Source organism: Methanovulcanius yangii (assembly GCF_018687785.1).
GTDB classification, from domain to species: Archaea; Halobacteriota; Methanomicrobia; order Methanomicrobiales; family Methanomicrobiaceae; genus Methanovulcanius; species Methanovulcanius yangii.
Window position 1 is genome coordinate 1,538,100 of record NZ_LTBL01000001.1, and the last position, 21,919, is coordinate 1,560,018.

Consider the following 21,919-nt stretch of genomic DNA (forward strand, 5'->3'; position numbering starts at 1 on the left):
CATGCCGGGCGTCTGCCGCCGGTCACAGAGAGATGATCTGTGCGTGGCTGACAAGTCCCTCGACCGCAACCCCGTCCCCGGCCGACCGGAGGACGACGCCGTCGAACTCGGGCGAGGAGCAGATCACGTCCTGTTCGGGATGCGTCCCCCGTACGATGGTGCTGTGGGGGCGGATGACGGGGCCCGCCGAGACGACCATCCGCAGGCGTCGGGTGCCGGGATGATCCTTCGGGAGCACCACCAGCGGAGCATGGTAGGTCCGCACCAGTTCGAGAAGCATCCGTGCCTGTTCGACGTCACCACCTTCGGGGGCGGAGACGACGATAAGATCCCCTTCCCGTACGCCCTGGAATACCTCGGCATCGGTGGTTTCGATGGGGAGGGCGAACCGTTCCATCGCCCGTCCGATCAGAAAAAAGGAGGAGGTCCCCCGTATGAGCAGGAGCCCGGATTCGAGGGGGATGTTCATATCTCGGTTACATTCTCCGACTGGCAGGAGGGGCAGACGGGGTGCCGTCCGATCGCCTCGAAGACAGATCCGCAGTCGTTACATCGGTACTTCTTTCCCTTGACGCGTTCGTTGAGTTCAACATCCATTGGTCCGCCGACGGAACACATGGTTTCTCACCAAAGGGTGGTAGCACCTGAAGAGGTATAAATGAATGGCATCTGTCCCGGCACACCCCCGGCGGTCTCCGAGGTGTCGTAACTCATCGAGAGGACGGCAAAGGAGAGAAACGATGCGACGACGACCCCCACGATGAGGAGGATTGCGGCCTCGATACCCGAGAGCCCTTCCTCCCGGTCAGACCTGCTTCGCCGTTCTCCCCACAGATTTCGCATCCGCCACCTCACCTCTGCCTGATGCATAGAGGTAGCGCCCGTCAGGCATTAAAACCGGGGGTCGCAAAAAAGGCCCCCGCCCCGGCATAAGGGATAACCGGCATCACACTCATACTAATGATGAACCATGCAGCCCGATGACTTTCTTTTGGAGCGTTACCTTGCACAGCACGAATTTTCCGCCCCCCATCTCCTCTGCACCTCCGACTGCGAGGCGATGACGGCAAGGGCCCTCCTCGCCCTCTGCTCCGTGTCGCCGGAGGAGTTCGGCGATGTCTGGCTCGGGTACACCGAGGCCCCGGGCAGCCTTCGCCTGCGCCGGGCGGTGGCCGCCCTCTACGAGACCGTCACCCCGGAGGACCTCCTCGTCTTCACCGGGGCGCAGGAGGGGATCTTCGCCTGCATGAACGTCCTCCTCCGGCCGGGCGACCACGTGATCGTCCAGTTCCCCGCCTACCAGTCGCTCTACGCCGTCGCATGGGCCCTCGGATGCGACATCACGTTCTGGGAGATGTCGGATGCGACCGGGGAGTGGGTCGCCGATACGGAGGAGCTCGCATCGCTCGTCCGCCCGGAGACGAAGGCGATCATCATCAACTCCCCCCACAACCCGACCGGCCACCTCTTCACCACGGGGGAACTGGACGCCATCGTCGATATCGCCCGCAAAAGCAACCTCTGGCTCTTCTCGGACGAGGTCTATCGCGGCCTCGAACACGACCCGGCCGACCTCCTCCCCGCCGTCGCCGACTGTTACGACAAGGGCATCTCCCTCGGGGTGATGTCCAAGGCGTTCGGGCTTGCAGGCCTTCGGATCGGCTGGGTAGCCGCCCGCGACCGGGACTTCCTCGCACGCCTCGCCGCCTTCAAGGACTACACGACGATCTGCAACAGCGCCCCCTCGGAGTTCCTCGCGACCGTCGCCCTCGAACACCGCGACCTCCTGCTGGCCCGCAACCGGGCGATCGTCCGGGAGAACCTCGCCCTCCTCGACGACTTCTTCGCCCGCCATGCGGACCTCTTCGCCTGGAGCCGCCCGAAGGCGTCCTCCACCGGCTTCGTCCGTCTCCGCGAGGGCGGTGCGGAGGCCTTCTGCCGCGAGGCGATCGAGGCGGCGGGCGTCCTCCTCCTCCCCTCGGCAGTCTACGAGTTCGGCGACGCCCACTTCCGGGTGGGCTACGGTAGGACGGACATGCCCGCAGCGCTTGCCCGCTTCGAGGCATTCCTGGACGAGCGATAAGGGGATGGAAGAGCCGTCCGCCTGACCGGACATACCCGTCCGGTGTCCTTTTTTTCCATCATCGACGGCGATCGCCATCCGAATCGCATGCAACGACCCACGAGAGTGAATACGGGAAATACGCCGCCGGTGAGAGCGGGAAAAAAGTGGGGTTCAGATGGTGATCCCGAACGCATTCAGGATGACGAGGAGGACGAATCCCGGCAGCCCGCCGAAGGCACAGACGAGGACGGAGCCGATGCTGAGCGGGATATCGCCCATCCCGAGGATATTGAAGAAGTTGAAGGCAAGCAGGAGCACTATGCCTATCACCGAGTTGATGAGGAGATTGGTGATGTTTTTGAGGAAGAACCAGATCACCACCGCGATGAGGATCGCGATGATGACGGTGATGATGGTGTCGATCATGCTACTACTTACCAATGATATGCAGATTATTGAATCTTACTGACGGAAGCTCGATTCTCCCGACGGTACGGGTATCCTCGCCTGTTCCGGCAATATCGGCGAGCATCGCGAAGAGATTTCCGCCGAGCATCGCCGAGCGGATGGGGGTTGCATACTCCCCGTCCTCGACGAAGGCGGCGTTCGAGAGCTCCACCGAGAAGTCGCCCGTGATCGTATTTGCCGTGTGGGCCCCGATGAGGCCGTGGCAGACGACGGCACGACCCTCGTCCGCACCGCCCGCCGGCCCCTCGACCGTCAGGTTGTGGAACCCGATGCCCGGCGCCCCGCCCGCACCGCCGCGGACGGCACTCCCCGTCGTCACCGCCCCGTAGCGGTAGGCGGTCTTCAGGTCATAGGCAAAGGCCGCCACCGTCCCGTCGCGGACGAGCTCCAGCGGCCGGGTTGCGACGCCGTCGTCGTCCCACGGGGTGGCGTGATCGCCGTGGAGGGGGTCGTCCGTCACCTGCAGGGCGGCATCGAGGCAGGCCTCGCCGAGTCTGCCCGCAAAGTGGGAGCGGCCCGCATGGACATTCTTCCCCGAGAGGGCCGGGAAGAAGATCGCCGAGAGGAGGGAGGCAAGGGCCGTCGGGGCAAAGACCACGTCCGCCTCTCCCGAGGGCACATCGCCCGCCCCCGCCCAGAAGTCTGCATAGAAGGCCGCCTTCTCCCCGACGAACTCCGGGTCGAGGTCAGCGAGGCGGGCCTTGCTGTCATACTCGTAGCCGGTGGAGGTGCCGTTGATCATCTCGAGCGAGACGCCGGCATGGCTTCCCCGGTGGGTGTAGAAGACGCCGTGGGAGTTTGCGATCGCCGCCGACCCGGTCGAAAGCGAGGCCGACCCGCCGATGACGACGGCCTTTGCCCCCTCGGCCGCGGCGAGCGTCCGTTCGATGAGATCACCTGCGAGCGCGACGTCGGGGACGACTGCCGGGTCCCACGGCTCGTCGCAGGCCGAAAGGGGCGCCGGTGCGGGAAGTCCGCCCCAGTCCTGTTTGTCGGCGAGGCGGGCGCTGGCGACGGCGGCATCGAGGCAGGCCTCCCAGCGGCCGGGGGACGTCGTCGAGGAGGAGCCGATCCGGCCATCCGTGATCACCCGGATGCCGACGCCCCAGACCTCTGCGAGGGATGCCTCCCCCACGACCCGCTGTTTGAGCTCGAGGGAGAGCGAGCGTCCCGCCTCGAGGGAGACCTCCACCTCGTCGGCCATCTTCTCGCCCGCCCGGAGGATGTCATCGATGAGGGACTCGAAGGGGGCGATCTCCGGCGGGATGATTGGGCTCATGCCTGCCCACCCCCGATGACGGCGTCTTCGAGGAGGATGTGGGGCGACCCGTCGCTCACCGGCACGCTCTGGCCCGCCTTGCCGCAGTAGCCCTGGCTCATCGTCCGGTCGCCTGCGACCATCGTGATGGTGTGGAGCGTCGTGAGGATGTCGCCCGAGAGGGAGACGTCGCGGACCATCGCGGTCATCTCCCCGCCCTCGACGAGGTAGCCGTACTCCGCGTTGAACTGGAAGACGCCTCTCCCCGGGTCCACCTGCCCGCCGCGGGAGCCCTTCAAAAGGATACCGTCGCCGCACGCCTCCAGCAGCTCCTCCAGCGTCGCATCGCCGTTTTCGATGAAGGTGTTCGACATCCGGACGACCGGGGGCGAACCGCCCTGCGCACGGGCGTGGCCCGCGATGCCGCCGCCGACGGCCGCAAGCGTCTGCCGGTCGTGGAGGAAGTTTTCGAGGACGCCGTTTCGGATGATGGGGGTCCGCTGAACGGCGGTGCCCTCGTCATCGACCGGCATGAACCCGAATTCGGGCATCGTGGGATCGTCGGTCACGTTGACGACGGGGCTTGCGATGGCGACCCCGCGTTTGTCCTTGACGACCGAGGCGCCCTCCTTGACGAGGTCACCCTCGCTTGCGTGCCCGATCGCCTCGTGGGCGAAGACGCCGCCGAGTTCGGGGTCGAGGATGGCGGTCATCTTCCCACCCTTTGCCGGCCGGGCGTCGAGGAGCGAGAGGGCCCGTTCGGCGGCCTCGCGTCCCTTCGCCTCCTTGTGGCGGATGTTGAGGCCCGTGATGCCGTGTTCGCTCTCCCGGCCCATCTGCATCTGCCCGTCCCTGCCGGCGACGGCGAGGATGGAGTAGCCCGAGCGGACGATCTCGTAGGCGTAGGATGCCCCTTCGGAGTTTTCGAACCGCACCGTGGCGGCGGTCTCGACGTAGCGGGTCCGCGTGTTGACGATGCCCGTAAGAGCGGCGGCCCGCTCGATGCCGAGGAGGATCTCGGTCTTCTCCTCCAAAGAGACGTTTCTCGGGTCCTCGGCGACGCCGGGAACCGGAAGGATGGAGGAGGTCACGTCCGCAAGGGCGACGTCCTCGCCCGTCGCACGGGCGAGGGTGAGCGCCTCGTCCACTTTGCGGCGGATGCCGGCATCTCCCAGTGCGGAGAAGTTGTCGACGACCACCGTTCCCCAGCCCTTCTCGCCGAGGGCACGGATGACGGCGGTGTCGGAAAAAGCGGTTCCCGCGGACTCGATGACCCCGTTATCGATGTCGATATGGGTCCCGGAGCCTTCGAGGGCGCGGATATCGTAATATCGTGGTTCTGCAAACCCCATGTAGTCAAGCACCTGTCGGTGCTATTTCGGCTGTATCCCCAAATAACTTGGGTCGCCGGCTGGAGAGGTCGCGGATTTTTGCAAGGAAGTCTTCCTTCTTTTCGGGCACGAGCGCGTGTTCGAGGACCTCCTCGATCTTCGTGACGGGGATGATCTCGATCATCTTCGCATACCGGTCCTCGATGACGACGTCGTCGAGGTTCGACTGCGGGATGATGACCTTTTTTATGCCCGCCTTTGCGGCGGCCTCGATCTTGTAGGTGACCCCCCCGATGGGGAGGACGTCACCCCGGACCGAGAGCGACCCGGTCATCGCGACGTCCTGCCGGACGGGGATGTTTTCTATGGCGCTGATGACCGCGGTTGCGACCGTCACCGACGCGGAGTCGCCCTCGACGCCGCTGTAGGTCCCGATGAACTGGACGTGGACGTCCATGTTTTTGATGTCCTTGCCGGTGAACTTCTTGATAATTGCGCTCACGTTCTTGATCGATTCCTGTGCAATCTCCTTCAAGAGGCCGGTCGCGATCACGCTGCCGGTCGCCCCCTGGGTGGGGGTCACCTCGGCCATGATCGGAAGCACCGACCCGGAGTCGCTGCCCATCACCGCAAGCCCGTTGACCCTGCCTACGAGGGAGCCGTCGACGACCGTGAGGTCGTAGTCCCGGCTGCGGGTGATGTACTCGTCAGAGACCTGCTCCTCGATGGAGCGGGCCATGCTCTTTGCGGCGAGCACGTGGCGGGATGTCGCAATCTCCGCCCCTTCCTGTCGGGCCATGTCGCCCGCCACACGGATGAGACCGCCCATGTCACGGAGCTTGAGGGTGAGGTGGTCCTTGCGATTCGACCGCCGCCGGGCCTCGAGGATCATCTCCGCGATGGCGGACTGGTCGAACGGCGGAATCTTGCCGTCGTTTTTGATCTCCTGTGCGATGAAGCGGACGAACTTGTTCCGGTTCTCCGGGGTGTCGGGCATCGTCTCCTGCATGTAGACCTCGTAGCCGTACCCGCGGATACGGGACCGGAGCGCCGGGTGCATGCCCTGGATGGCGTCCATGTTTCCTGCCGCGATCATCACGAACCGGCACGGGACGTCCTCGGTCCGGACCATCGCACCGGACGAGCGCTCGGACTGGCCGGTGATCGCAAACTGCCCCTCCTGCAGGGCGGTCAGAAGGCTCTGCTGGGAGTGCGGGGTGAGCGTGTTGATCTCGTCGATGAAGAGGACCCCCTTGTGGGCCTTGTGGATGGCCCCCGCCTCGACACGGTCGTGGGCGGGCGTCTCGAGGCCGCCGGACTGGAACGGGTCGTGGCGGACATCGCCGAGGAGCGCACCTGCGTGCGACCCGGTCGCGTCGATGAAGGGTGCGGTGGAGTCCGGCTTCGTCGAGACGAGGAGCTTCGGGACCATCGCCTCGTCCTTCGGGCGGGAGTACTGGAGCGCCATGAAGATGAAGGCGGAGGCGATGATGCCGAAGAGGAGCTGGCCGGCAATCAGGGCGTAGCCCATGATGCCGAAGATGAGGAGCATGATGAGGGTGCTTCTCGTCTGGGCACGCTTGCGGGCCTCGGCCTTGTGGGCGCCGACGATCTCCTTGCCCCGTCCCGAGGGGACGGTCCGGACGATGGGGGTGTTCGAGTCCTCCGAGTTGGGGTAGATGAGGATGTCCTGCATCTCCTCCTTGGGGAGGAGTTCCGCCATCGCCTTTGCAAGCATCGACTTGCCGGTACCGGGCGTCCCTATCATGAGGACGTGGCGGCGCTGGATGGCGGCCTTTCGCACCACCTCGACGGCGTGCTCCTGCCCTATCACCTGGTCGATGAGCTGTTCAGGGACCTCGATGTCGGACGAGCTCTTCACCTCGGTGAGGGGAGCGTCCTCTTCAGGGGCGGGAACCGCAGCGTCTGCTGCCACCTCCCCGTCCGTCTCCGGTCCGTCGGTCGGTGCGGGGCCGTCTGCGGGTGCCTCCGGTACGGCGGCAGCATCGGTGCCGGTTGGGGCATCGTCCTGCAGAACCCCGTCTTTTGCGGGTATCATATCATCGGATATTCTGGTATCGTTAGTATTGTCCATAAACAAGAGTGACCTCACTAACCGGTAGTGCTTTAGTAGTTCTCTCCTGATACTTTAAGTACTTTCCAGAACAGGTAATGGCAATGAAGGTCGCATGTACGGAAAAATCGCAGGTTTTGGCCTCAAAACTTGCAAAAGCGCTTGAAATCCCATTAATTCATACCCAATTCAAATCCTTTCCGGATGGGGAGATATATCTCCGCAATGGTGACCCCGACGAGGAAACGGTGATTGTGGCGGGCTTTGCGGGCAGCGATTCGCTGGTGCAGACGCTGCTTCTCATCGATGCATGCGAGGGCTCGGATGTCACCCTCGTCCTGCCCTACATGGGCTATGCCCGGCAGGACAAAAAGTTCAATCCCGGCGAACCCGTCAGCGCCCGTGCCATGGCGGCCGCCCTCTCGCGGGGCGTCTCCCGGGTCCTCACCGTCAATATCCACGAGTCGACCGTCCTTGGCCACTTTACCGTGCCGGCGACGGATGTGACGCTTGCCCCGGAGATAGGGGCCCACATCGCGACCCTCGGCCTCGAGAACCCGCTCATCCTCGGGCCGGACGGGGGAGCGGCCACCTTCGCCCGCGACGTCGCCGCCGCCGGCGGATGGGAGGCCGACCACCTCACAAAGACCCGTCTCTCGGGCGAGGAGGTCAGGATCGCCCCGAAGGAGGTCGCCGTGCAGGACCGCGACGTCGTGATTGTCGACGACATCATCTCCACGGGCGGCACGCTTGCGACCGCCGCCGGGATGCTCCGGGAGCAGGGGGCGGCCTCGGTCCGGGCGGCCTGCGTCCACGGGGTCTTCGCCTCGGCGGGCTACGCCCGGCTTGCGGCGGCGGGGCTCGAGGCGGTCATGGCCTCCGACACCATCGAGTCGGCGGCCTCGGCCTACACCGCCGCGGACGCGATCGCCCGTGCGTTGAGATAACGAACCGTACTATATACATGACCGACACTCCGCCGCGAAGGCTCGTCCTCGACTCCTCCGCCTTTTTTGTTCAGATTCCCGTGGACGGGGAACTCTATACCACCCACTCGGTCGTCGCCGAACTGCATGACGTCACCTCACAGGCCCGTCTCGAGCTGCTCCGGGCGCAGGGGCTCGTCGTCCTCACCCCGGCCCCCCTCCGCTGTGCGGAGGTGCGGGCCGCGGCCGCGAAGTCCGGGGACGTGACCGTGCTTTCCCCGACCGACGTCGAGGTGCTCGCCCTCGCCCTCGAGACGGGGGCCGCCGTGATGACCGACGACTATGCCGTCCAGAACACCGCGATGCGCCTTTCGGTCGGGGTCGTCCCGGTCCAGATGCGGGCGGCACGAAAGCGGAAATGGAAGTACCGGTGCAGCGGATGCGGCCGCTACTGGTCCCACCCGGGCGAATGCGAGGTCTGCGGCGCCGAGATCAGACGAAAGTTTTAGTCCTTCCTGTGCCGACTCTCTACGTACTATGTCATCCCTCGACGAACTGATTGCAAAGGCAAAGATGCTCCACTCAGAGGGCCACAGCCCGTCGCAGATTGCTGATGAGCTCTCGCTTTCGATGGAGACGGTGACCTGGCTGCTCACCCAGCAGAAGGACACCGAGGCCCCCAAGGACGTCCATATCGACTGGACGGCTATTGCAGGCCACGCCGACCTCCTGCAGGCGGCGGCGTGCATGATGATCTCCCAGTACTACCATGACGAGTCCCGCTCGGAGACGGCCGCGACCGAGCCCACCCCCGACGTCGTAGTGGGCATCGGCCAGTCCGGCATCCCCCTTGCAACCCTCATCGCCGCCGAGGAGGGCTGCAACTTCACGATGTACTACCCCAAAAAGCACGCCGCGGGTGAGAAGCCGAAGGGCTCCCTCTCCGGTTCGTTTGCGAAGGTGGCAGGCGCCCGCTGCCTGATCATCGACGACGTCATCACCTCCGGCAACACCGTCCGCGAAGTCGTCGACTACCTCAGAAGCCACGGGGCCGTCCCGGCGGGTATCTGTGTCCTCTTCGACAAGCGGGGCGTAAAAGAAGTGGACGGGGTGCCGGTGCATGCACTGGTGCGGATTTCGAGGATTGATTGAGAGCAGAATCTGATAGCTATCTCGCGAGAAGGGAAAAGAGTCCGATGGACTCTCGGAATATATATTTTTTATAATCTTGGACAAACTGGAATTTTGTATTCATTATTCGCAGTTCACCTATGCAGGCATGCAGCAAAATCCATCCAGGTAGCATTCCCGTTGAGGAAAAAAAGGAAGGGGAGCATGAACGCTCCCTGTTCTCTATCGGAGTACACCTCTTTCCTACACAGCGGTCATCGCAGCCGTTGTGGTATACGTGTTGCCGTCAATGGTTGTTAAGATGATGCGGGCCGTAAAGGGGGGGCTCCGAGCCCATTCAGTGGTTGGGCACAGGTCCAGGTCCTCCTCATGACACCCAATCCAGGAGTACCCGTCATCCCATGAGAACGTCGAGACCAGAGGGAGTTCCTGGGGTGGGAGGCCTGGGTATCCCGGGGAACGCACCTCGTATACATGTAATGCCTGGTAGGTTCCCCCCATCCACCACGATCCGTCGATATACCAGTCAATTCTTTGCAATACAACCCCGGGCGGGAGGTGGCTCGCATCCCAGGTTGAATCGTAGTGCAGGTTCCAGTACCAGTTATATGACTCAAAGTAGCCATCCCCAACCCTATACGGAGAATAGGTTCCTGAAACCGTCATAACAGGGGGCGTGTACGGGCACGATGAGGAATAGTCGGCCGTATAATAGACGCCCTGGTACCCAAACATGAGCATGGTGGCGCTGTATATCTTGACATAGTCGACGGGGGCCGGCTCGGCGATCACGGTCGGCAAATCATATCCACCCTCCGCATAGGTGATGGCGTCAAAGGGAAGATACACGGTGTAGTCGCCATAGGCGTCCGAATATATGAGGGCATAGCAGTATTCTCCTGCGACACGTTGTATCGTGCCTGTCATCGCTAATGATGCCCCCACGCCAAAGCCCGCTTCGTCCGGGTCGGCAAAGTCCCCATCCCATCTACCCTCTATATGCAGGTTCCCGGAGGGGGTAACCTTCCCCATGGCAAACACACGGAGATCCGCACCGCCCGCCGTTTCGTAGTGTAGAACATACCGGGTACCGGGCTCAAAGTCCACCCCGTTGAAGGTGAACTTCTTCTGGCCCGGATTGATCATCAGCTTGCCCGACCCGTGCGTGTCGGTCGCCGCGACGTCATAGAAGTAGACCGACGACGCTCCCGCCTGACGAGGGTTCTCGTCCTGCTTTGCAGCAGCGACGCCCACTCCTGCGGCCGCAAGCAGCAGGATGCAGAGGGTTATCGCTATAATTCTCGTTCGTTTCATGTTCATCATCTCATGGTTCAGCCGGCGGCTGTTCCGGCATGGTGTGTAGGCCGCCTGCTAAATGAATCCCAGATGGCGAACGGTGGCAATAAAGATTGGCGTGCAATGCAGTCGATGTGGAGAGCGGCATACGGGGAGGAAGAGATGAATGCACGCCGTATGAATGTGACGGGACGTTCGCTAAATTGGCTATTTATTGAGGAGGGATCCGTCGCAGGTGGCATTCCCCATGTGGGATAAGAAGGAACGGGGAGCATGGCCGCTCCCCGTTTCGCCACCGGCGTCGAACGCTCCCTTCAAAACGCAGCAGTCATCGTAGCCGTCGTGGTATACGAGTTGCCGTCAGTGGTTGTTATGGTGATGATGGCTGTAAATGGAGGTCCTAAATCCCATTCTTCTTCCGGACAGACTTCATCACCGCACAATGCACAGGTGGTACACCCTATCGATTCCCAGTTGGCATTTATGGAGTATGAGTTGGTCACGGGGAGTTCAATAGCCGGGAAGCCAAGCCATGCGTCAGTACGTTGCGTGTATTGGCTCAGACAGGTATGAGGTATGTTGTCTTCCCAAGGGGTGTGCCAGTCATCATACATGCCGATTATGGACCATGAAACTCTTTGCAATACAACTCCGGGCGGGAGATGGCTCGCATCATATGTTGCATGGTAGTTGAGATTCCAATACCAGTCATACCAACCCCATTCACTATTCCACTCACGATATGGCGAATAACTTCCCGAAACCGTCATAACAGGAGGCGTGTACGGGGGCGATGAGGAATAGTCAGCCGTATAATAGACGCCCTGGTACCCAAAAATGAGCAGGGTGGAGCTGTATATCTTGACATAATCGACGGGGGCCGGCTCGGCGATCACTTTTGGCAAATCATATCCGCCCTCCGCATAGGTGATGGCGTCAAAGGGAAGATACACGGTATAGTTCCCAAAGGCATCCGAATAGATGAGGGCGTAGCAGTATTCTCCTGCGGCACGCTGTATGGTGCCGCCCGTGATCGCCGATGATGCCCCCACGCCAAAGCCCGCTGCGCCGGGGTCGGCAAAGTTGCCTTCCCACCTCCCTTCAACATGCAGGTTCCCGGAGGGGGTTACCTGCCCCGTGGCGAAGACGCGGAGATCCGGGCTCCCTGATGTACTGTAGTGCAGGATGTACTTGGTGCCGGGCTTGAAGTCCTTCCCGTTGAGGACGAACTTCTTCTGGCCCGGATTGATCATCAGCTTGCCCGAACCGTGCGTGTCGGTCGCCGCCACATCATAGAAGTAGACCGACGACGCACCCGCCTGACGGGGGTTCTCGTCCTGCTTTGCAGCAGCGATACCTGCGCCTGCGGCCGCAAGCAGCAGGATGCAGAGCGTTATCGCTATCATTCTCGTTCGTTTCATAGGAATCATCTCATGGTTTTAGTCGGCGGCCGTTCCGGCATGGTGTGTAAGCCGTCCGCTAAATAAATCTCAGATGGTGAATGGTGGCAATAAAGATTGGCGTGCCGAGGGAGTGCCGGTGCATGCACTGGTGCGGATTTCGAGGATTGATTGAGAATACCGGTATTCCAACCCCATACTTTTTTGATCGCTTCAGCAGGTCCGTGATCGGATCGAGATTTTTATAGGAGAAAGCACGCCCCATGAACCTTGCGTCAGGTCGCTATTCGCGCAATGGACATTCACCGATGAAGGCGTGCAGCAGATTTGTCTGGAGATGGTGTTCCGGTTGAGGAAAAAGGAAGGAAAGGAGAGTGCGGGAACGCTCCTTCATTCCGCGGGAGGCAACGTAATGGTAGTGGTATACGTGTTGCCGTCACTGGTTTCTATGATGGCGCTGGCATAAAATGGGGGACCAAATAACCATTCATCGGGTGGACAGACCTCATCATCACACACTGCACAGGTGTAACACCCTACCCACTGGCTATCACCGGTATGGAACGGCGGGTAGACCGCTTTGGGGGGGATGTTCCATTCAGGATATCCCGGGGAACCTACCTGGTATGCACCTCCCGTCCAGACAGTTTCGTTGTTCCACTCGTATGATGTAGCGTAGAGGTCAATAGTACTCTTGTACACTACCACTCCGGGCGGGAGATGGGCGTAATCCCATGATGTTGCAGCATACAGGCTCCAATACCAGTCATTCAGCTTAATGTCGTCAAGCCACACACTATATGGCGGCGAATAGCTCCCACAAACGTCGGGAACAGGAGGGATGTACGGGGGCGACGAGTAAAAGTCGGCCGTATAATAGACGCCCTGGTACCCAAAGTACAGCACGGTGGAGCTGTATATCTTGACATAGTCGACGGGAGTCGGCTCGGCGATCACGGTCGGCAACGCATGACCCCCTTCGGAATAGGTGATGGCGTCGAAGGGGAGATAGACGGTGTAGTCCCCATAGGCGTCCGAATAGGTGAGGTTATAACAGTATTCTCCTGCGGCACGTTGTATCGTGCCCATCATCACCGATGACGCCCCCACGCCAAAGCCCGCTTCGTCCGGGTCGGCAAAGTCCCCATCCCACCTACCCTCGACATGCAGGTTCCCGGAGGGAGTGACCTTCCCCATGGCGAATATGCGCAGGTCCGGGCTCCCTGATGTGCTGGAGTGCAGGACATACTCAGTACCGGGCTCGAAGTCCTTTCCGTTGAAGACGAACTTCTTCTGGCCCGGATTGATCATGAGCTTGCCCGAACCGTGTGTGTCGGTCGCCGCGACGTCATAGAAGTAGACCGACGACGCACCCGCCTGACGAGGGTTCTCGTCCTGCTTTGCAGCGGCGACGACACCTGCGCCTGCGGCCGCAAGAAGCAGGATGCAGAGCGTTATCGCTAAAATTCTCATTCGTTTCATAGAATCATCTCATGGTGTTAGTCGGCGGCCGTTCCGGCATGGTGAGCAGCCGTCCGCTAAATAAATCTCAGATGGTGAATGGTGGCAATAAAGATTGGCGTGGCCTGGAGGCGGTACGGAGACCGGCATGATTGGATGAAGAGAGAATGCACGCCGTATGAGCCTGGCGACAGGTTGCTATTCGGAATGTACAGCCAATGACGCAGGCGGGGTATCAGGGAAGTCGATGGGGTGCCGGTGCATGCACTGGTGCGGATTTTGAGGATTGATTGAAAAGGTATGAATAAAGAGAAGTAAATTAGAGAGCAGCGGTTAGATCTAATTGAGGATTGTAACTCTTCGAGTTTTACTTTTTTGTATTCAATAAAATTAAGATAAAACTTCAATTTTTCAAATATTAAACTAAAGAAGTGAAAAATAAATATCAAATTTTTAATGCAATCTCTGACTCTTTTTTGTTTTAGAAATTGACTTGTTTATAGAAGCAATAATACTGTCCCGATCATTCACTATATTCCGTTGAATTTTTTCCCAATCTTCCTGACGAACAAAATTAAGCGATGTAGATCTGGTATTGATTGTCCTTTTTTTAGAGATTGGCATGATGCTCACTGTCTTCTTCACCTAAATTAACTTAAAAGTTGCTAAATTTTAGAATTGAGAAAAAAAGAATTATTAGAATTACTTGGACGAATAAAAAATAAACACTCCAAATTATCGCTTTATCGTATCCAAAACGCCCAAAAGGGAGATCTATAGATACAATTTTGTCAATTTCAAAGTCATAAAGCCACCCCTTTGAAAGCAATAAATATGATATTACAATTGAATTTACGGTAATTAATATTGGAAGACACTCATTTGATTGTGTAAAACACAGAAGAATATTCATGAGTGTGACAATTAGTACAAAAGCATAACCTAATTCGAACCATTTTTTTTGTGTACCACTTAATCTATGCTTAATATAAATTCGAAAATCACAATTTGGAATGGATTTCTTAGAGATTATAGTTATACGGGTATCTGACTCAAATAGTTGTATAGCATCGTTTTCTTTTAATGAATCCAGACTATAGTATTTCCCGTCACTTTTATAAAACAGAGAATGAGCTTTTAATGAGAATTTTCTGGAAGGGCGAATTTCAACATAATTTCTAGGAGCATCATCTAAAGGGAAACTCAATACAAATCTGCCTTCTTCTTCGGTATAACTCTCAATTTCATAGGTATATTCTAATCTAATAATTCGATAATCGCCACTACAAATTTTATTTTTCTTTGACAATTCGATTTTAATAATTCCATTATTAATCTGATTCTTTTCCTCTGATGAAATATCGTCATCTCGATAATAGTTTTTTAGATCTGTATGAAATGGTAGATATTCCCCATTTGCATCAATCACGTGCAAATTGGACTTGAAAGAACCTATATTGAATGATAAACTATCGACTGCGTCATCAGATTTATTGTATAGCGTATACTCCTCCACACAAGCTATGATAAAAGGATTTTGAAAATTGGAGAAATGCCGAATTCTGATTATTAAAATATCTCCAGATTCGGGCATTAATTAATGATATAAATTTCAACTTAATTAATATTCGGTTTACAAAATACCCACTGTTAAAATAATCACGTAAAATTTTAAAAAAGATTACCTTTATATAGAACCTCAAATCCAATTTAATGACACACGTAGGAGTATCTGCAAATGTTAGCGGGACAACCAATAGTAATTCTTCGCGACAACGTTGAGCGCGTTGGCGGCAGCGAGGCGCAGAAATCGAATATCATGGCGGCCAAGGCGATCGCGGAGGCCGTGCGCACCACCCTCGGACCACGGGGAATGGACAAGATGCTCGTCGCTCCGGGCGGCGATGTCGTCATCACGAACGACGGCGTGACCATCCTCCACGAGATGAAGGTCGAACACCCGACCGGCAAGCTGATCATCGAGGTTGCCGAGACCCAGGACGAGGAAGTCGGCGACGGAACCACCACCGCGACCATCTTCATGGGCGCCCTCATGGCAGAGGCCGAGGCGATGCTCGAGAAGAAGATCCACTCGACGATCATCGCAAACGGCTACACCCTCGGCATGAACAAGGCACTCGAGATCCTCGAGCAGCAGTCCATCACCGCGACCGATGACCGTGAGATGCTCAGGAAGGTCGCCCTTACGAGCGTCACCGGCAAGACCATCGAGGATGTCAAGGACAAGATCGTCGACATCGTCGTCGATGCCGTCACCGCCGTCGCCCGCAAGAACGAGGACGGCAAGTACGAGATCGACGAGGACGACGTCGTCATCAAGACGATGATCGGCGACCAGATGAGCGACGCCGAGTTCCTCGACGGGTTCCTCATCGACAAGACCCGTGTCCAGTACGGCATGCCCAAGGTCGTCGAGGGCGCCCGCATCGCCTGCCTCTCCCAGGCACTCGAGGCGGCCAAGACCCAGACGAAGGCCAAGATCAAGATCACCAGCTCCGAGCAGATGGAGGCCTTCAACGAGAAGGAGCAGGAGACCCTCCGCGAGTTCGCCGACACCCTCAAGGCAAAGGGCGTCAACGCCGTCTTCTGCCAGAAGGGCATCGCCGATGCGGTCCAGTACCACCTCCTGAAACACGGCATCTTCGCCATCCAGGACGTCCCGGAAAAAGACCTCAAGCGCATGGCCCGTGCCGTCGGCGCAACGATCGTCAACAAGCCCGAGGACATCACCGAGGAGACCATCGGCGAAGCAGAGAAGATCGCCGAGATGAAGGACATCGTCATCACCCAGATCACCGGGTGCAAAAACAAGAACACCGTCTCCATCCTCCTCAAGGGAACCAGCCAGGTCTTCGTCGATGAACTCGAACGCGGCGTCTACGACGGCATCCGTGTCGTGATGGACGCCCTCGAGGACGGCAAGTTCGTCGTCGGCGGTGCCGCCATCGACACCGAACTCATGCTCCAGCTCCAGGCATTCGCCGCAACGCAGGAAGGCAGGACCCAGCTCGCCATCGAGGCATTCGCACGGATCTTCGAGGCCATCCCGAACACCCTCGCCGAGAACTCCGGCTACGACCCCATCGACAAGGTCGTCGCCCTCAAGGCAGCCCACGCCGCCGGCAACAACCACGCCGGCCTCGACGTCTACACCGGCGAGATCATCGACATGTACGAGGCAGGTGTCATCGAGCCGATGCGGGTCAAGAAGCAGGCCATCATGTCCTCTGCGGAGACCGCATCCCTCATCATCCGTGTCGATGACATGATGCTCTCCAAGAATGCCCAGCAGATGTCTCGCGGCATGTAAGGACCGTACACCTACACTCAACCATACTGGGGCGAAATATTGGCCCTCCACCCATTTTTTCACGCACCACCCCGAGCGACGCCCCCCGGCGCCGGGTCGGGCCGCATCGGAGGATGACACCGGCCACCCACAGGACGGGACCAAAACGGGCCGCTCACCGCCCGACAGGGGGGCGACGGCGAAGCGGCAGGGAAGGGTACGCCCCCCTCCCGACCGTATATAGATTCTATAGTTTCCGCGCGGAAACGCCCGGTTTTATGGTCATTGGTTAATTCGTTTGCGGTCGCACCGGCCATCCTCCGGGCGCCCCCGGACGGCTGAAAATCTCAAATTAAGGGAAATTAACTCTAATTTCCCGTTTTTAGGCGATTTGTGCCGAATGATAATGATAAATAATGATAGTTCCTAACTCCACATGAGGTGTTTTCGTGGAGCTATTGCTGTTCCTAATACTGTTCCCTGCCTTGATGGGATTTGTTTTTCTCATATTCCCCAACACCAAGGCACGGGATGCAATGGTCGCACTCGCGGCGCTGGTGCTCATTGCAGCTACAGTCATATTCTTCCTTCAAAACTACGGCGCCGGGACCGTGCTATACGAAATAGAACCGGGACTCGTCTCCACTGCGATGATGGCAATCGAAGTGGTGCTCGCCCTCGGTATCCTGTATCTTGCGGCAAAATACAAACAGTGGATCGTCGCCGCCCTGGCCGTCATCGGCACCGGCGTCGCCCTCTACGCCGAGACGCTCTTCACCGGTCCCGAACACCTGAATAACCTGTTCGTGGACGAGTTCACCCTGATCATGGCAGTGATCATCGGTGTCATCGGGAGTCTCATCTGTATCTTTGCCACCGGATATATGCGGGACTACCACGACCATCACAAGGAGATCAAGGACAAGCGGCAGGGATTCTTCTTCCTCCTCTTCGTCTTCCTCTCGGCGATGTTCGGGGTGGTCTTCTCGAACAATATCTTCTGGCTCTTCTTCTTCTGGGAGATAACCACGCTCTGTTCGTTCCTCCTCATCGGGTACGCATGGGACGAACAGGCGCAGAAAAACGCCTTCTGGGCACTGCTCCTAAACCTCCTCGGCGGACTCGGATTCGGAGCGACGTTCCTCTACCTCGCGTTCACCGACCCTGCAGGAGACCTCGTCATGCTCGACTCGCTCATTGCCGCAGGACCCGCGGTTGCGATGATCCCCGCGGCCCTGATAGGCTTTGCGGGCCTCGCAAAGGCGGCGCAGATGCCCTTCTCCTCGTGGCTCCTCGGTGCGATGATCGCCCCGACACCCGTCTCGGCACTCCTGCACTCCTCCACCATGGTCAAGGCAGGCGTGTATGTCATCGTCCGGTTCGCCCCCATCTATGACGCAAGCTTCGTTGGATTCCTTGTCGCACTGGTCGGCGGCTTCACCTTCCTCCTTGCATCGGGCATCGCCATCTCGCAGAGCAACGCCAAGAAGGTCCTTGCATGGTCGACCATTGCAAACCTCGGCCTCATCGTCACCTGTGCGGGCATCGGCAACGCCGCGGCCGTCTGGGCGGCAATCCTCCTCATCGTCTTCCATGCGATTGCAAAGTCGCTCCTCTTCCTCTGTACCGGCACGGTCGAGCACCGCATCGGCAGCAGGGACATCGAGGACATGGGAGGCCTCGTTTCCATCCTGCCGAAGGTCACCATCATGATGATCATCGGCATCGCCGGCATGTTCCTCGCCCCGTTCGGGATGCTCATCTCGAAGTGGGCGGCACTCAGGGCATTCCTGGAGACCCCCTACGGCATCGTCGCGGTCATCCTCATCGCCTTCGGCAGTGCGGTCACCCTCTTCTTCTGGACGAAGTGGATGGGCAAGCTCCTTCAGGTCGCATGGAAGCCGGAACCCAAACGGGAAGGCGAGGTGTCAAAGCCGGAGTTCTACTCCCTCCTCGCGCTTGCAGGAGGCGTCGTCATCATCTGTCTCGGCTTCCCGCTCCTCTCATCGGTCGTCGTCGAGCCCTTCCTTGAGGGCATCTACGGCATCGGAGCCTCGCTCGGGGACCAGAACATCGCCATCATGCTGATGATGATGGTCGTCGTCTTCATCCTGCCCATCTCGCTCATCTTCTTCCGCAGGAACCCCAAGATGATTCCCCACTACGTGGGAGGACGAATGGAAACCGGCGACATGCACTTTGCAGGCTCCATGGGCATCCAGCGCAAGGTGGAGATGTCCAACTACTACTTTGAGGGCATCTTCGGCGAAGCGAAACTCGGCAGGGTGGGCAACATCCTCTGCACGCTCTTCATCGCCTGCATAGGGATCGTGCTGGCCACGGGGGTGATCGCATGATAGAACAGATCATCGGAGCTCTCCTCTTCGTCATCCTCGCCCCCGTCGTCGGCGGTCTCGTCGCGGGTATCGACCGGAAGGTCACCGCTCACATGCAGGGCAGGGTCGGCCCCCCGATCCTCCAGCCCTTCTACGACATCTTCAAGCTCTTCGAGAAGGAGAGCGTCGTCGTCAGGCCGGAGATCAACTTCTATATCTTCTGCTACCTGGTCTTCCTCGTGATCACGGGGGCGATCTTCTTTGCAGGAGAGGACATCCTGCTCGTGATCTTCGCCCTCACCCTCGCCCACGTCTTCATCGTGATTGCGGCGTTCGCCTCGAGCTCGCCCTATTCCCACGTGGGTGCCGAGCGCGAACTCCTGATGATGATGGCGGTCGAACCGATGCTCATCCTCGCCGCGGCCGGGATGTACATGGCGACCGGGTCGTTCTTCGTTGCGGACATCATCGCGTTCCAGAGCATGGGCGGCGACCTCCTGGTCTCCTCGATCCCGCTCCTCTTCCTCGGCGTTGTATACATCCTGACGATCAAGCTGAGAAAGTCCCCCTTCGACATCTCCACCTCGCACCATGCGCACCAGGAGCTCGTCAAGGGACTGACGACCGAGTTTGCAGGCCCGACCCTCGGGATGTACGAGATCGCCCACCTCTACGAGACGGTCTTCCTTCTCGGGTTCGTCTGGCTCTTCTTTGCGGGCGCACCCATCCTCGGCATCGTCGTGGTGGCGGTCGTCTACTTCCTCGAGATTGTAATCGACAATACGAACACCCGTGCCAAGTGGCAGTTCGCCCTGCGCAGTGCGTGGCTGGTGGCGCTCATCCTCGGGGCCGTCAACCTCGCCCTGCTCGTGCTCGGGATCATTCAGCCGGGGACCCTGGGGGTCCTCTAGGAGGAGGTGAAAGAGAATGGCAAATATTACAAAATCCCCGTGGATCATCCACTACGACGGCTCGTCCTGCAACGGATGTGATATCGAAGTGCTTGCATGCCTCACCCCCCTCTACGATATCGAACGGTTCGGCATCATCAACACGGGCAACCCGAAGCATGCCGACATCTTTCTCATCACGGGCGGCATCAACCACCAGAATGTCGATATCGTGAAGAACACCTACGAACAGATGGTCGAGCCCAAGGTCGTCGTGGCGGTCGGCATCTGTGCGACCTCCGGCGGCGTCTTCCGCGAGTGCTACAACATCATGGGCGGCGTCGACGAGGTCATCCCGGTCGACGTCTACGTGCCGGGCTGCGCCGTGCGCCCCGAGGCGATCATCGACGGCGTGGTGCAGGCACTGGGCATCCTCGAGGAGAAACGGGCAAAGCTTGCAGAAGAACAGGGAGGCGCAAAGAAATGAAAGAGCAGAACACCACGCTCAGAGAGATTGCGGTCGCCGACCTCGTCACAGAGACCGGCGGCTTCAAGGCAAAGGGATGCCGCCTCGTGCAGATCGGCTGCACCGGCACCGGGGACGCATACGAGATCAACTACACCTTTGAAAAGGGCGACGTCTTCGAGACCGTGCGCATCACCGTCCACGACGGCGATGTCATCCCGTCGATTGCAGAACACTTCTGGGCCTCATTCATCTATGAAAACGAGATCCACGAACTCTACGGCCTTGCGATCGAGGGGATGAGCATCGACTTCGGCGGCCACCTCTACCACACGGCCGTCGAGAACCCCTTCAAAAACCCCCCGGAGGTCACAAAAGTGGAGAAGGAACGACCCGCACCCAAACCCGAGGGAGGTGATGCCTGATGGGCAGACAGATCGTCGTCCCCTTCGGGCCGCAGCACCCCGTGCTCCCCGAACCCATCCACCTCGACCTCGTCCTCGAGGATGAGGTCGTCGTCGAGGCGGTCCCCTCCATCGGCTACATCCACCGCGGGCTGGAGAAGCTCGTCGAGAAGCGCGAATACACCGATTACATCAGGATTGCCGAGCGCATCTGCGGCATTTGTTCCTTCACCCACTCGGTCACCTATGCAGAGGCCGTGGAGAAGGTGATGGGGCTCGAGGTCCCGCCCCGCGCCCACTACATCCGCACCATCCTGATGGAGTACTCGAGGCTGCACTCCCATATGCTCTGGCTGGGGCTCACCGCCGATGCGATGGGATTCGAAAACCTCTTCATGAACTCATGGCGCATCCGTGAGGCGATCCTCGACGACATGGAGATGGCAACCGGCGGACGGGTCATCCAGGGCCTCACCATCGTGGGCGGCCTGAGAAAGGACGTCCCCGACGAGATGCTCGGGCAGATGAGCGATAACCTGAAGGCGTTAACCCCCCAGATGGAGGAGCTCTGCAGGATCTTCTCCCACGACACATCGGTCCGTCACCGGATGCGTGGCCTGGGTGTCCTTACGAAGGATGAGATGTGGGAGCTCGGCGGCGTCGGCCCGACCGCCCGCGGCTCCGGCCTCGCCCTCGACGCCCGCACCACCGGCTACTCCGCCTACGACGAGCTCGGGTTCAAGCCCGTTGTGGAGACGGAGGGCGACTGCCTGGCCCGGTGTATCGTTAGGGCACGGGAACTGATGGCCGCGGCCGACCTCGTCCATGCGGCGGTGAAGAAGATGCCCGACGGCCCGGTCGACGTAGGGAAGATCAAGGGCGGCCCGGACGGCGACGCATTCGTCTTCACCGAACAGCCCCGCGGCGAAGTGCTCCACTACGTCAAGGGCAACGGGTCGAAGTACCTCGTCCGCCACCGGGTGCGGACCCCGACGTTCGCGAACATCCCGCCCCTGGTGAAGATGCTCGCAGGTGCCGACCTCGCCGACGTCCCGGTCGTCGTTCTGACTATCGACCCGTGTATCGGGTGCATGGAGAGGTGA

21 protein-coding genes are annotated in these 21,919 nt (G+C 59.2%); 10 read left to right on the forward strand and 11 right to left on the reverse strand.

All coding sequences use genetic code 11. From position 1 onward, the window contains the following. Positions 1–22: 22 nt before the first annotated feature. The 3 genes from AZH53_RS07775 to AZH53_RS07785 are packed head-to-tail and all read right to left on the reverse strand — an operon-like array spanning position 23 to position 843. Positions 23–469 carry a hypothetical protein gene (locus AZH53_RS07775; protein WP_319642945.1) on the reverse strand — a complete coding sequence of 149 codons (447 nt, stop codon included), beginning with the start codon at positions 467–469 and terminating at the stop codon, positions 23–25. After that, on the reverse strand, positions 466–618 hold the full coding sequence (locus AZH53_RS07780; protein ID WP_319642946.1) for a hypothetical protein: 153 nt from the start codon (positions 616–618) through the stop codon (positions 466–468). The genes AZH53_RS07775 and AZH53_RS07780 overlap by 4 nt, the downstream gene beginning before the upstream one ends. Before the next feature lie 6 nt (positions 619–624). Beyond that, on the reverse strand, positions 625–843 hold the full coding sequence (locus AZH53_RS07785; protein ID WP_319642947.1) for an archaellin/type IV pilin N-terminal domain-containing protein: 219 nt from the start codon (positions 841–843) through the stop codon (positions 625–627). A gap of 127 nt (positions 844–970) precedes the next feature. Between AZH53_RS07785 and AZH53_RS07790 the strand changes: the two genes are divergently transcribed. After that, positions 971–2,083 (forward strand): aminotransferase class I/II-fold pyridoxal phosphate-dependent enzyme, encoded by a 1,113-nt coding sequence (locus AZH53_RS07790; protein ID WP_319642948.1) that lies wholly within the window; start codon positions 971–973, stop codon positions 2,081–2,083. A 153-nt stretch (positions 2,084–2,236) separates the two neighbouring features. Here the strand turns inward: AZH53_RS07790 and AZH53_RS07795 are convergent, their stop codons facing one another. From AZH53_RS07795 to lonB, 4 genes are read right to left on the reverse strand one after another with little or no spacing between them, the layout of a single operon-like run. Beyond that, a complete protein-coding gene (locus tag AZH53_RS07795; RefSeq protein WP_319642949.1) occupies positions 2,237–2,491 on the reverse strand; it encodes a pro-sigmaK processing inhibitor BofA family protein in 255 nt (84 codons plus the stop codon). A 4-nt stretch (positions 2,492–2,495) separates the two neighbouring features. Next, entirely contained in the window at positions 2,496–3,812 is a 1,317-nt protein-coding gene (locus AZH53_RS07800; RefSeq protein ID WP_319642950.1) for a TldD/PmbA family protein, read from the reverse strand. Next, a complete protein-coding gene (locus tag AZH53_RS07805) occupies positions 3,809–5,143 on the reverse strand; it encodes a TldD/PmbA family protein (protein WP_319643663.1) in 1,335 nt (444 codons plus the stop codon). Before AZH53_RS07805 ends, AZH53_RS07800 begins: the two co-directional genes overlap by 4 nt. A gap of 4 nt (positions 5,144–5,147) precedes the next feature. Continuing rightward, complete coding sequence (gene lonB / locus AZH53_RS07810) at positions 5,148–7,181, reverse strand: ATP-dependent protease LonB (protein WP_319642951.1); 2,034 nt, start codon at positions 7,179–7,181, stop codon at positions 5,148–5,150. 119 nt (positions 7,182–7,300) lie between these two features. On the opposite strand from lonB, the gene AZH53_RS07815 reads away from it, so the two are divergent. Genes AZH53_RS07815 through AZH53_RS07825 form a run of 3 tightly spaced genes read left to right on the forward strand, consistent with a single transcriptional unit; the run spans position 7,301 to position 9,274 of the window. Further along, positions 7,301–8,143 carry a ribose-phosphate diphosphokinase gene (locus tag AZH53_RS07815; protein WP_319642952.1) on the forward strand — a complete coding sequence of 281 codons (843 nt, stop codon included), beginning with the start codon at positions 7,301–7,303 and terminating at the stop codon, positions 8,141–8,143. Between the two features lie 17 nt (positions 8,144–8,160). Next, positions 8,161–8,631 carry an NOB1 family endonuclease gene (locus AZH53_RS07820; RefSeq protein ID WP_319642953.1) on the forward strand — a complete coding sequence of 157 codons (471 nt, stop codon included), beginning with the start codon at positions 8,161–8,163 and terminating at the stop codon, positions 8,629–8,631. Positions 8,632–8,659: 28 nt separating this feature from the next. Further along, complete coding sequence (locus AZH53_RS07825; protein WP_319642954.1) at positions 8,660–9,274, forward strand: orotate phosphoribosyltransferase-like protein; 615 nt, start codon at positions 8,660–8,662, stop codon at positions 9,272–9,274. Between the two features lie 222 nt (positions 9,275–9,496). Here the strand turns inward: AZH53_RS07825 and AZH53_RS07830 are convergent, their stop codons facing one another. From AZH53_RS07830 to AZH53_RS07845, 4 genes are all read right to left on the reverse strand, one after another. Further along, positions 9,497–10,567 (reverse strand): hypothetical protein, encoded by a 1,071-nt coding sequence (locus AZH53_RS07830; RefSeq protein WP_319642955.1) that lies wholly within the window; start codon positions 10,565–10,567, stop codon positions 9,497–9,499. A gap of 296 nt (positions 10,568–10,863) precedes the next feature. After that, positions 10,864–11,970, reverse strand: coding sequence for a hypothetical protein (locus AZH53_RS07835; protein WP_319642956.1), 1,107 nt, complete (start codon positions 11,968–11,970; stop codon positions 10,864–10,866). 369 nt (positions 11,971–12,339) lie between these two features. After that, positions 12,340–13,431: a hypothetical protein gene (locus AZH53_RS07840; protein ID WP_319642957.1), complete on the reverse strand. Its 1,092-nt coding sequence runs from the start codon at positions 13,429–13,431 to the stop codon at positions 12,340–12,342. A 634-nt stretch (positions 13,432–14,065) separates the two neighbouring features. Further along, a complete protein-coding gene (locus AZH53_RS07845; RefSeq protein ID WP_319642958.1) occupies positions 14,066–15,004 on the reverse strand; it encodes a cupredoxin domain-containing protein in 939 nt (312 codons plus the stop codon). A gap of 144 nt (positions 15,005–15,148) precedes the next feature. Between AZH53_RS07845 and thsA the strand changes: the two genes are divergently transcribed. From thsA to AZH53_RS07875, 6 genes are all read left to right on the forward strand, one after another. Next, positions 15,149–16,741 (forward strand): thermosome subunit alpha, encoded by a 1,593-nt coding sequence (gene thsA / locus AZH53_RS07850; RefSeq protein WP_319642959.1) that lies wholly within the window; start codon positions 15,149–15,151, stop codon positions 16,739–16,741. Between the two features lie 428 nt (positions 16,742–17,169). Next, on the forward strand, positions 17,170–19,077 hold the full coding sequence (locus AZH53_RS07855; protein ID WP_319642960.1) for an NADH-quinone oxidoreductase subunit 5 family protein: 1,908 nt from the start codon (positions 17,170–17,172) through the stop codon (positions 19,075–19,077). Next, positions 19,074–19,967 carry a respiratory chain complex I subunit 1 family protein gene (locus tag AZH53_RS07860; protein WP_319642961.1) on the forward strand — a complete coding sequence of 298 codons (894 nt, stop codon included), beginning with the start codon at positions 19,074–19,076 and terminating at the stop codon, positions 19,965–19,967. The genes AZH53_RS07855 and AZH53_RS07860 overlap by 4 nt, the downstream gene beginning before the upstream one ends. A 16-nt stretch (positions 19,968–19,983) precedes the next feature. Continuing rightward, a complete protein-coding gene (locus tag AZH53_RS07865) occupies positions 19,984–20,433 on the forward strand; it encodes an NADH-quinone oxidoreductase subunit B family protein (protein ID WP_319642962.1) in 450 nt (149 codons plus the stop codon). Beyond that, positions 20,430–20,837: an NADH-quinone oxidoreductase subunit C gene (locus tag AZH53_RS07870; protein WP_319642963.1), complete on the forward strand. Its 408-nt coding sequence runs from the start codon at positions 20,430–20,432 to the stop codon at positions 20,835–20,837. Before AZH53_RS07865 ends, AZH53_RS07870 begins: the two co-directional genes overlap by 4 nt. Further along, positions 20,837–21,919: a hydrogenase large subunit gene (locus AZH53_RS07875; RefSeq protein WP_319642964.1), complete on the forward strand. Its 1,083-nt coding sequence runs from the start codon at positions 20,837–20,839 to the stop codon at positions 21,917–21,919. Before AZH53_RS07870 ends, AZH53_RS07875 begins: the two co-directional genes overlap by 1 nt.

Excerpts from the sequence above, each read along its gene's own strand:
- AZH53_RS07775 (WP_319642945.1), bottom strand. The coding sequence starts at position 469 with ATGAACATCCCCCTCGAATCCGGGCTCCTGCTCATACGGGGGACCTCC.
- AZH53_RS07780 (WP_319642946.1), bottom strand. The coding sequence starts at position 618 with ATGTGTTCCGTCGGCGGACCAATGGATGTTGAACTCAACGAACGCGTC.
- AZH53_RS07785 (WP_319642947.1), bottom strand. The coding sequence starts at position 843 with ATGCGAAATCTGTGGGGAGAACGGCGAAGCAGGTCTGACCGGGAGGAA.
- AZH53_RS07790 (WP_319642948.1), top strand. The coding sequence starts at position 971 with ATGCAGCCCGATGACTTTCTTTTGGAGCGTTACCTTGCACAGCACGAA.
- AZH53_RS07795 (WP_319642949.1), bottom strand. The coding sequence starts at position 2,491 with ATGATCGACACCATCATCACCGTCATCATCGCGATCCTCATCGCGGTG.
- AZH53_RS07800 (WP_319642950.1), bottom strand. The coding sequence starts at position 3,812 with ATGAGCCCAATCATCCCGCCGGAGATCGCCCCCTTCGAGTCCCTCATC.
- AZH53_RS07805 (WP_319643663.1), bottom strand. The coding sequence starts at position 5,143 with ATGGGGTTTGCAGAACCACGATATTACGATATCCGCGCCCTCGAAGGC.
- lonB (WP_319642951.1), bottom strand. The coding sequence starts at position 7,181 with ATGATACCCGCAAAAGACGGGGTTCTGCAGGACGATGCCCCAACCGGC.
- AZH53_RS07815 (WP_319642952.1), top strand. The coding sequence starts at position 7,301 with ATGAAGGTCGCATGTACGGAAAAATCGCAGGTTTTGGCCTCAAAACTT.
- AZH53_RS07820 (WP_319642953.1), top strand. The coding sequence starts at position 8,161 with ATGACCGACACTCCGCCGCGAAGGCTCGTCCTCGACTCCTCCGCCTTT.
- AZH53_RS07825 (WP_319642954.1), top strand. The coding sequence starts at position 8,660 with ATGTCATCCCTCGACGAACTGATTGCAAAGGCAAAGATGCTCCACTCA.
- AZH53_RS07830 (WP_319642955.1), bottom strand. The coding sequence starts at position 10,567 with ATGAAACGAACGAGAATTATAGCGATAACCCTCTGCATCCTGCTGCTT.
- AZH53_RS07835 (WP_319642956.1), bottom strand. The coding sequence starts at position 11,970 with ATGAAACGAACGAGAATGATAGCGATAACGCTCTGCATCCTGCTGCTT.
- AZH53_RS07840 (WP_319642957.1), bottom strand. The coding sequence starts at position 13,431 with ATGAAACGAATGAGAATTTTAGCGATAACGCTCTGCATCCTGCTTCTT.
- AZH53_RS07845 (WP_319642958.1), bottom strand. The coding sequence starts at position 15,004 with ATGCCCGAATCTGGAGATATTTTAATAATCAGAATTCGGCATTTCTCC.
- thsA (WP_319642959.1), top strand. The coding sequence starts at position 15,149 with ATGTTAGCGGGACAACCAATAGTAATTCTTCGCGACAACGTTGAGCGC.
- AZH53_RS07860 (WP_319642961.1), top strand. The coding sequence starts at position 19,074 with ATGATAGAACAGATCATCGGAGCTCTCCTCTTCGTCATCCTCGCCCCC.
- AZH53_RS07865 (WP_319642962.1), top strand. The coding sequence starts at position 19,984 with ATGGCAAATATTACAAAATCCCCGTGGATCATCCACTACGACGGCTCG.
- AZH53_RS07870 (WP_319642963.1), top strand. The coding sequence starts at position 20,430 with ATGAAAGAGCAGAACACCACGCTCAGAGAGATTGCGGTCGCCGACCTC.
- AZH53_RS07875 (WP_319642964.1), top strand. The coding sequence starts at position 20,837 with ATGGGCAGACAGATCGTCGTCCCCTTCGGGCCGCAGCACCCCGTGCTC.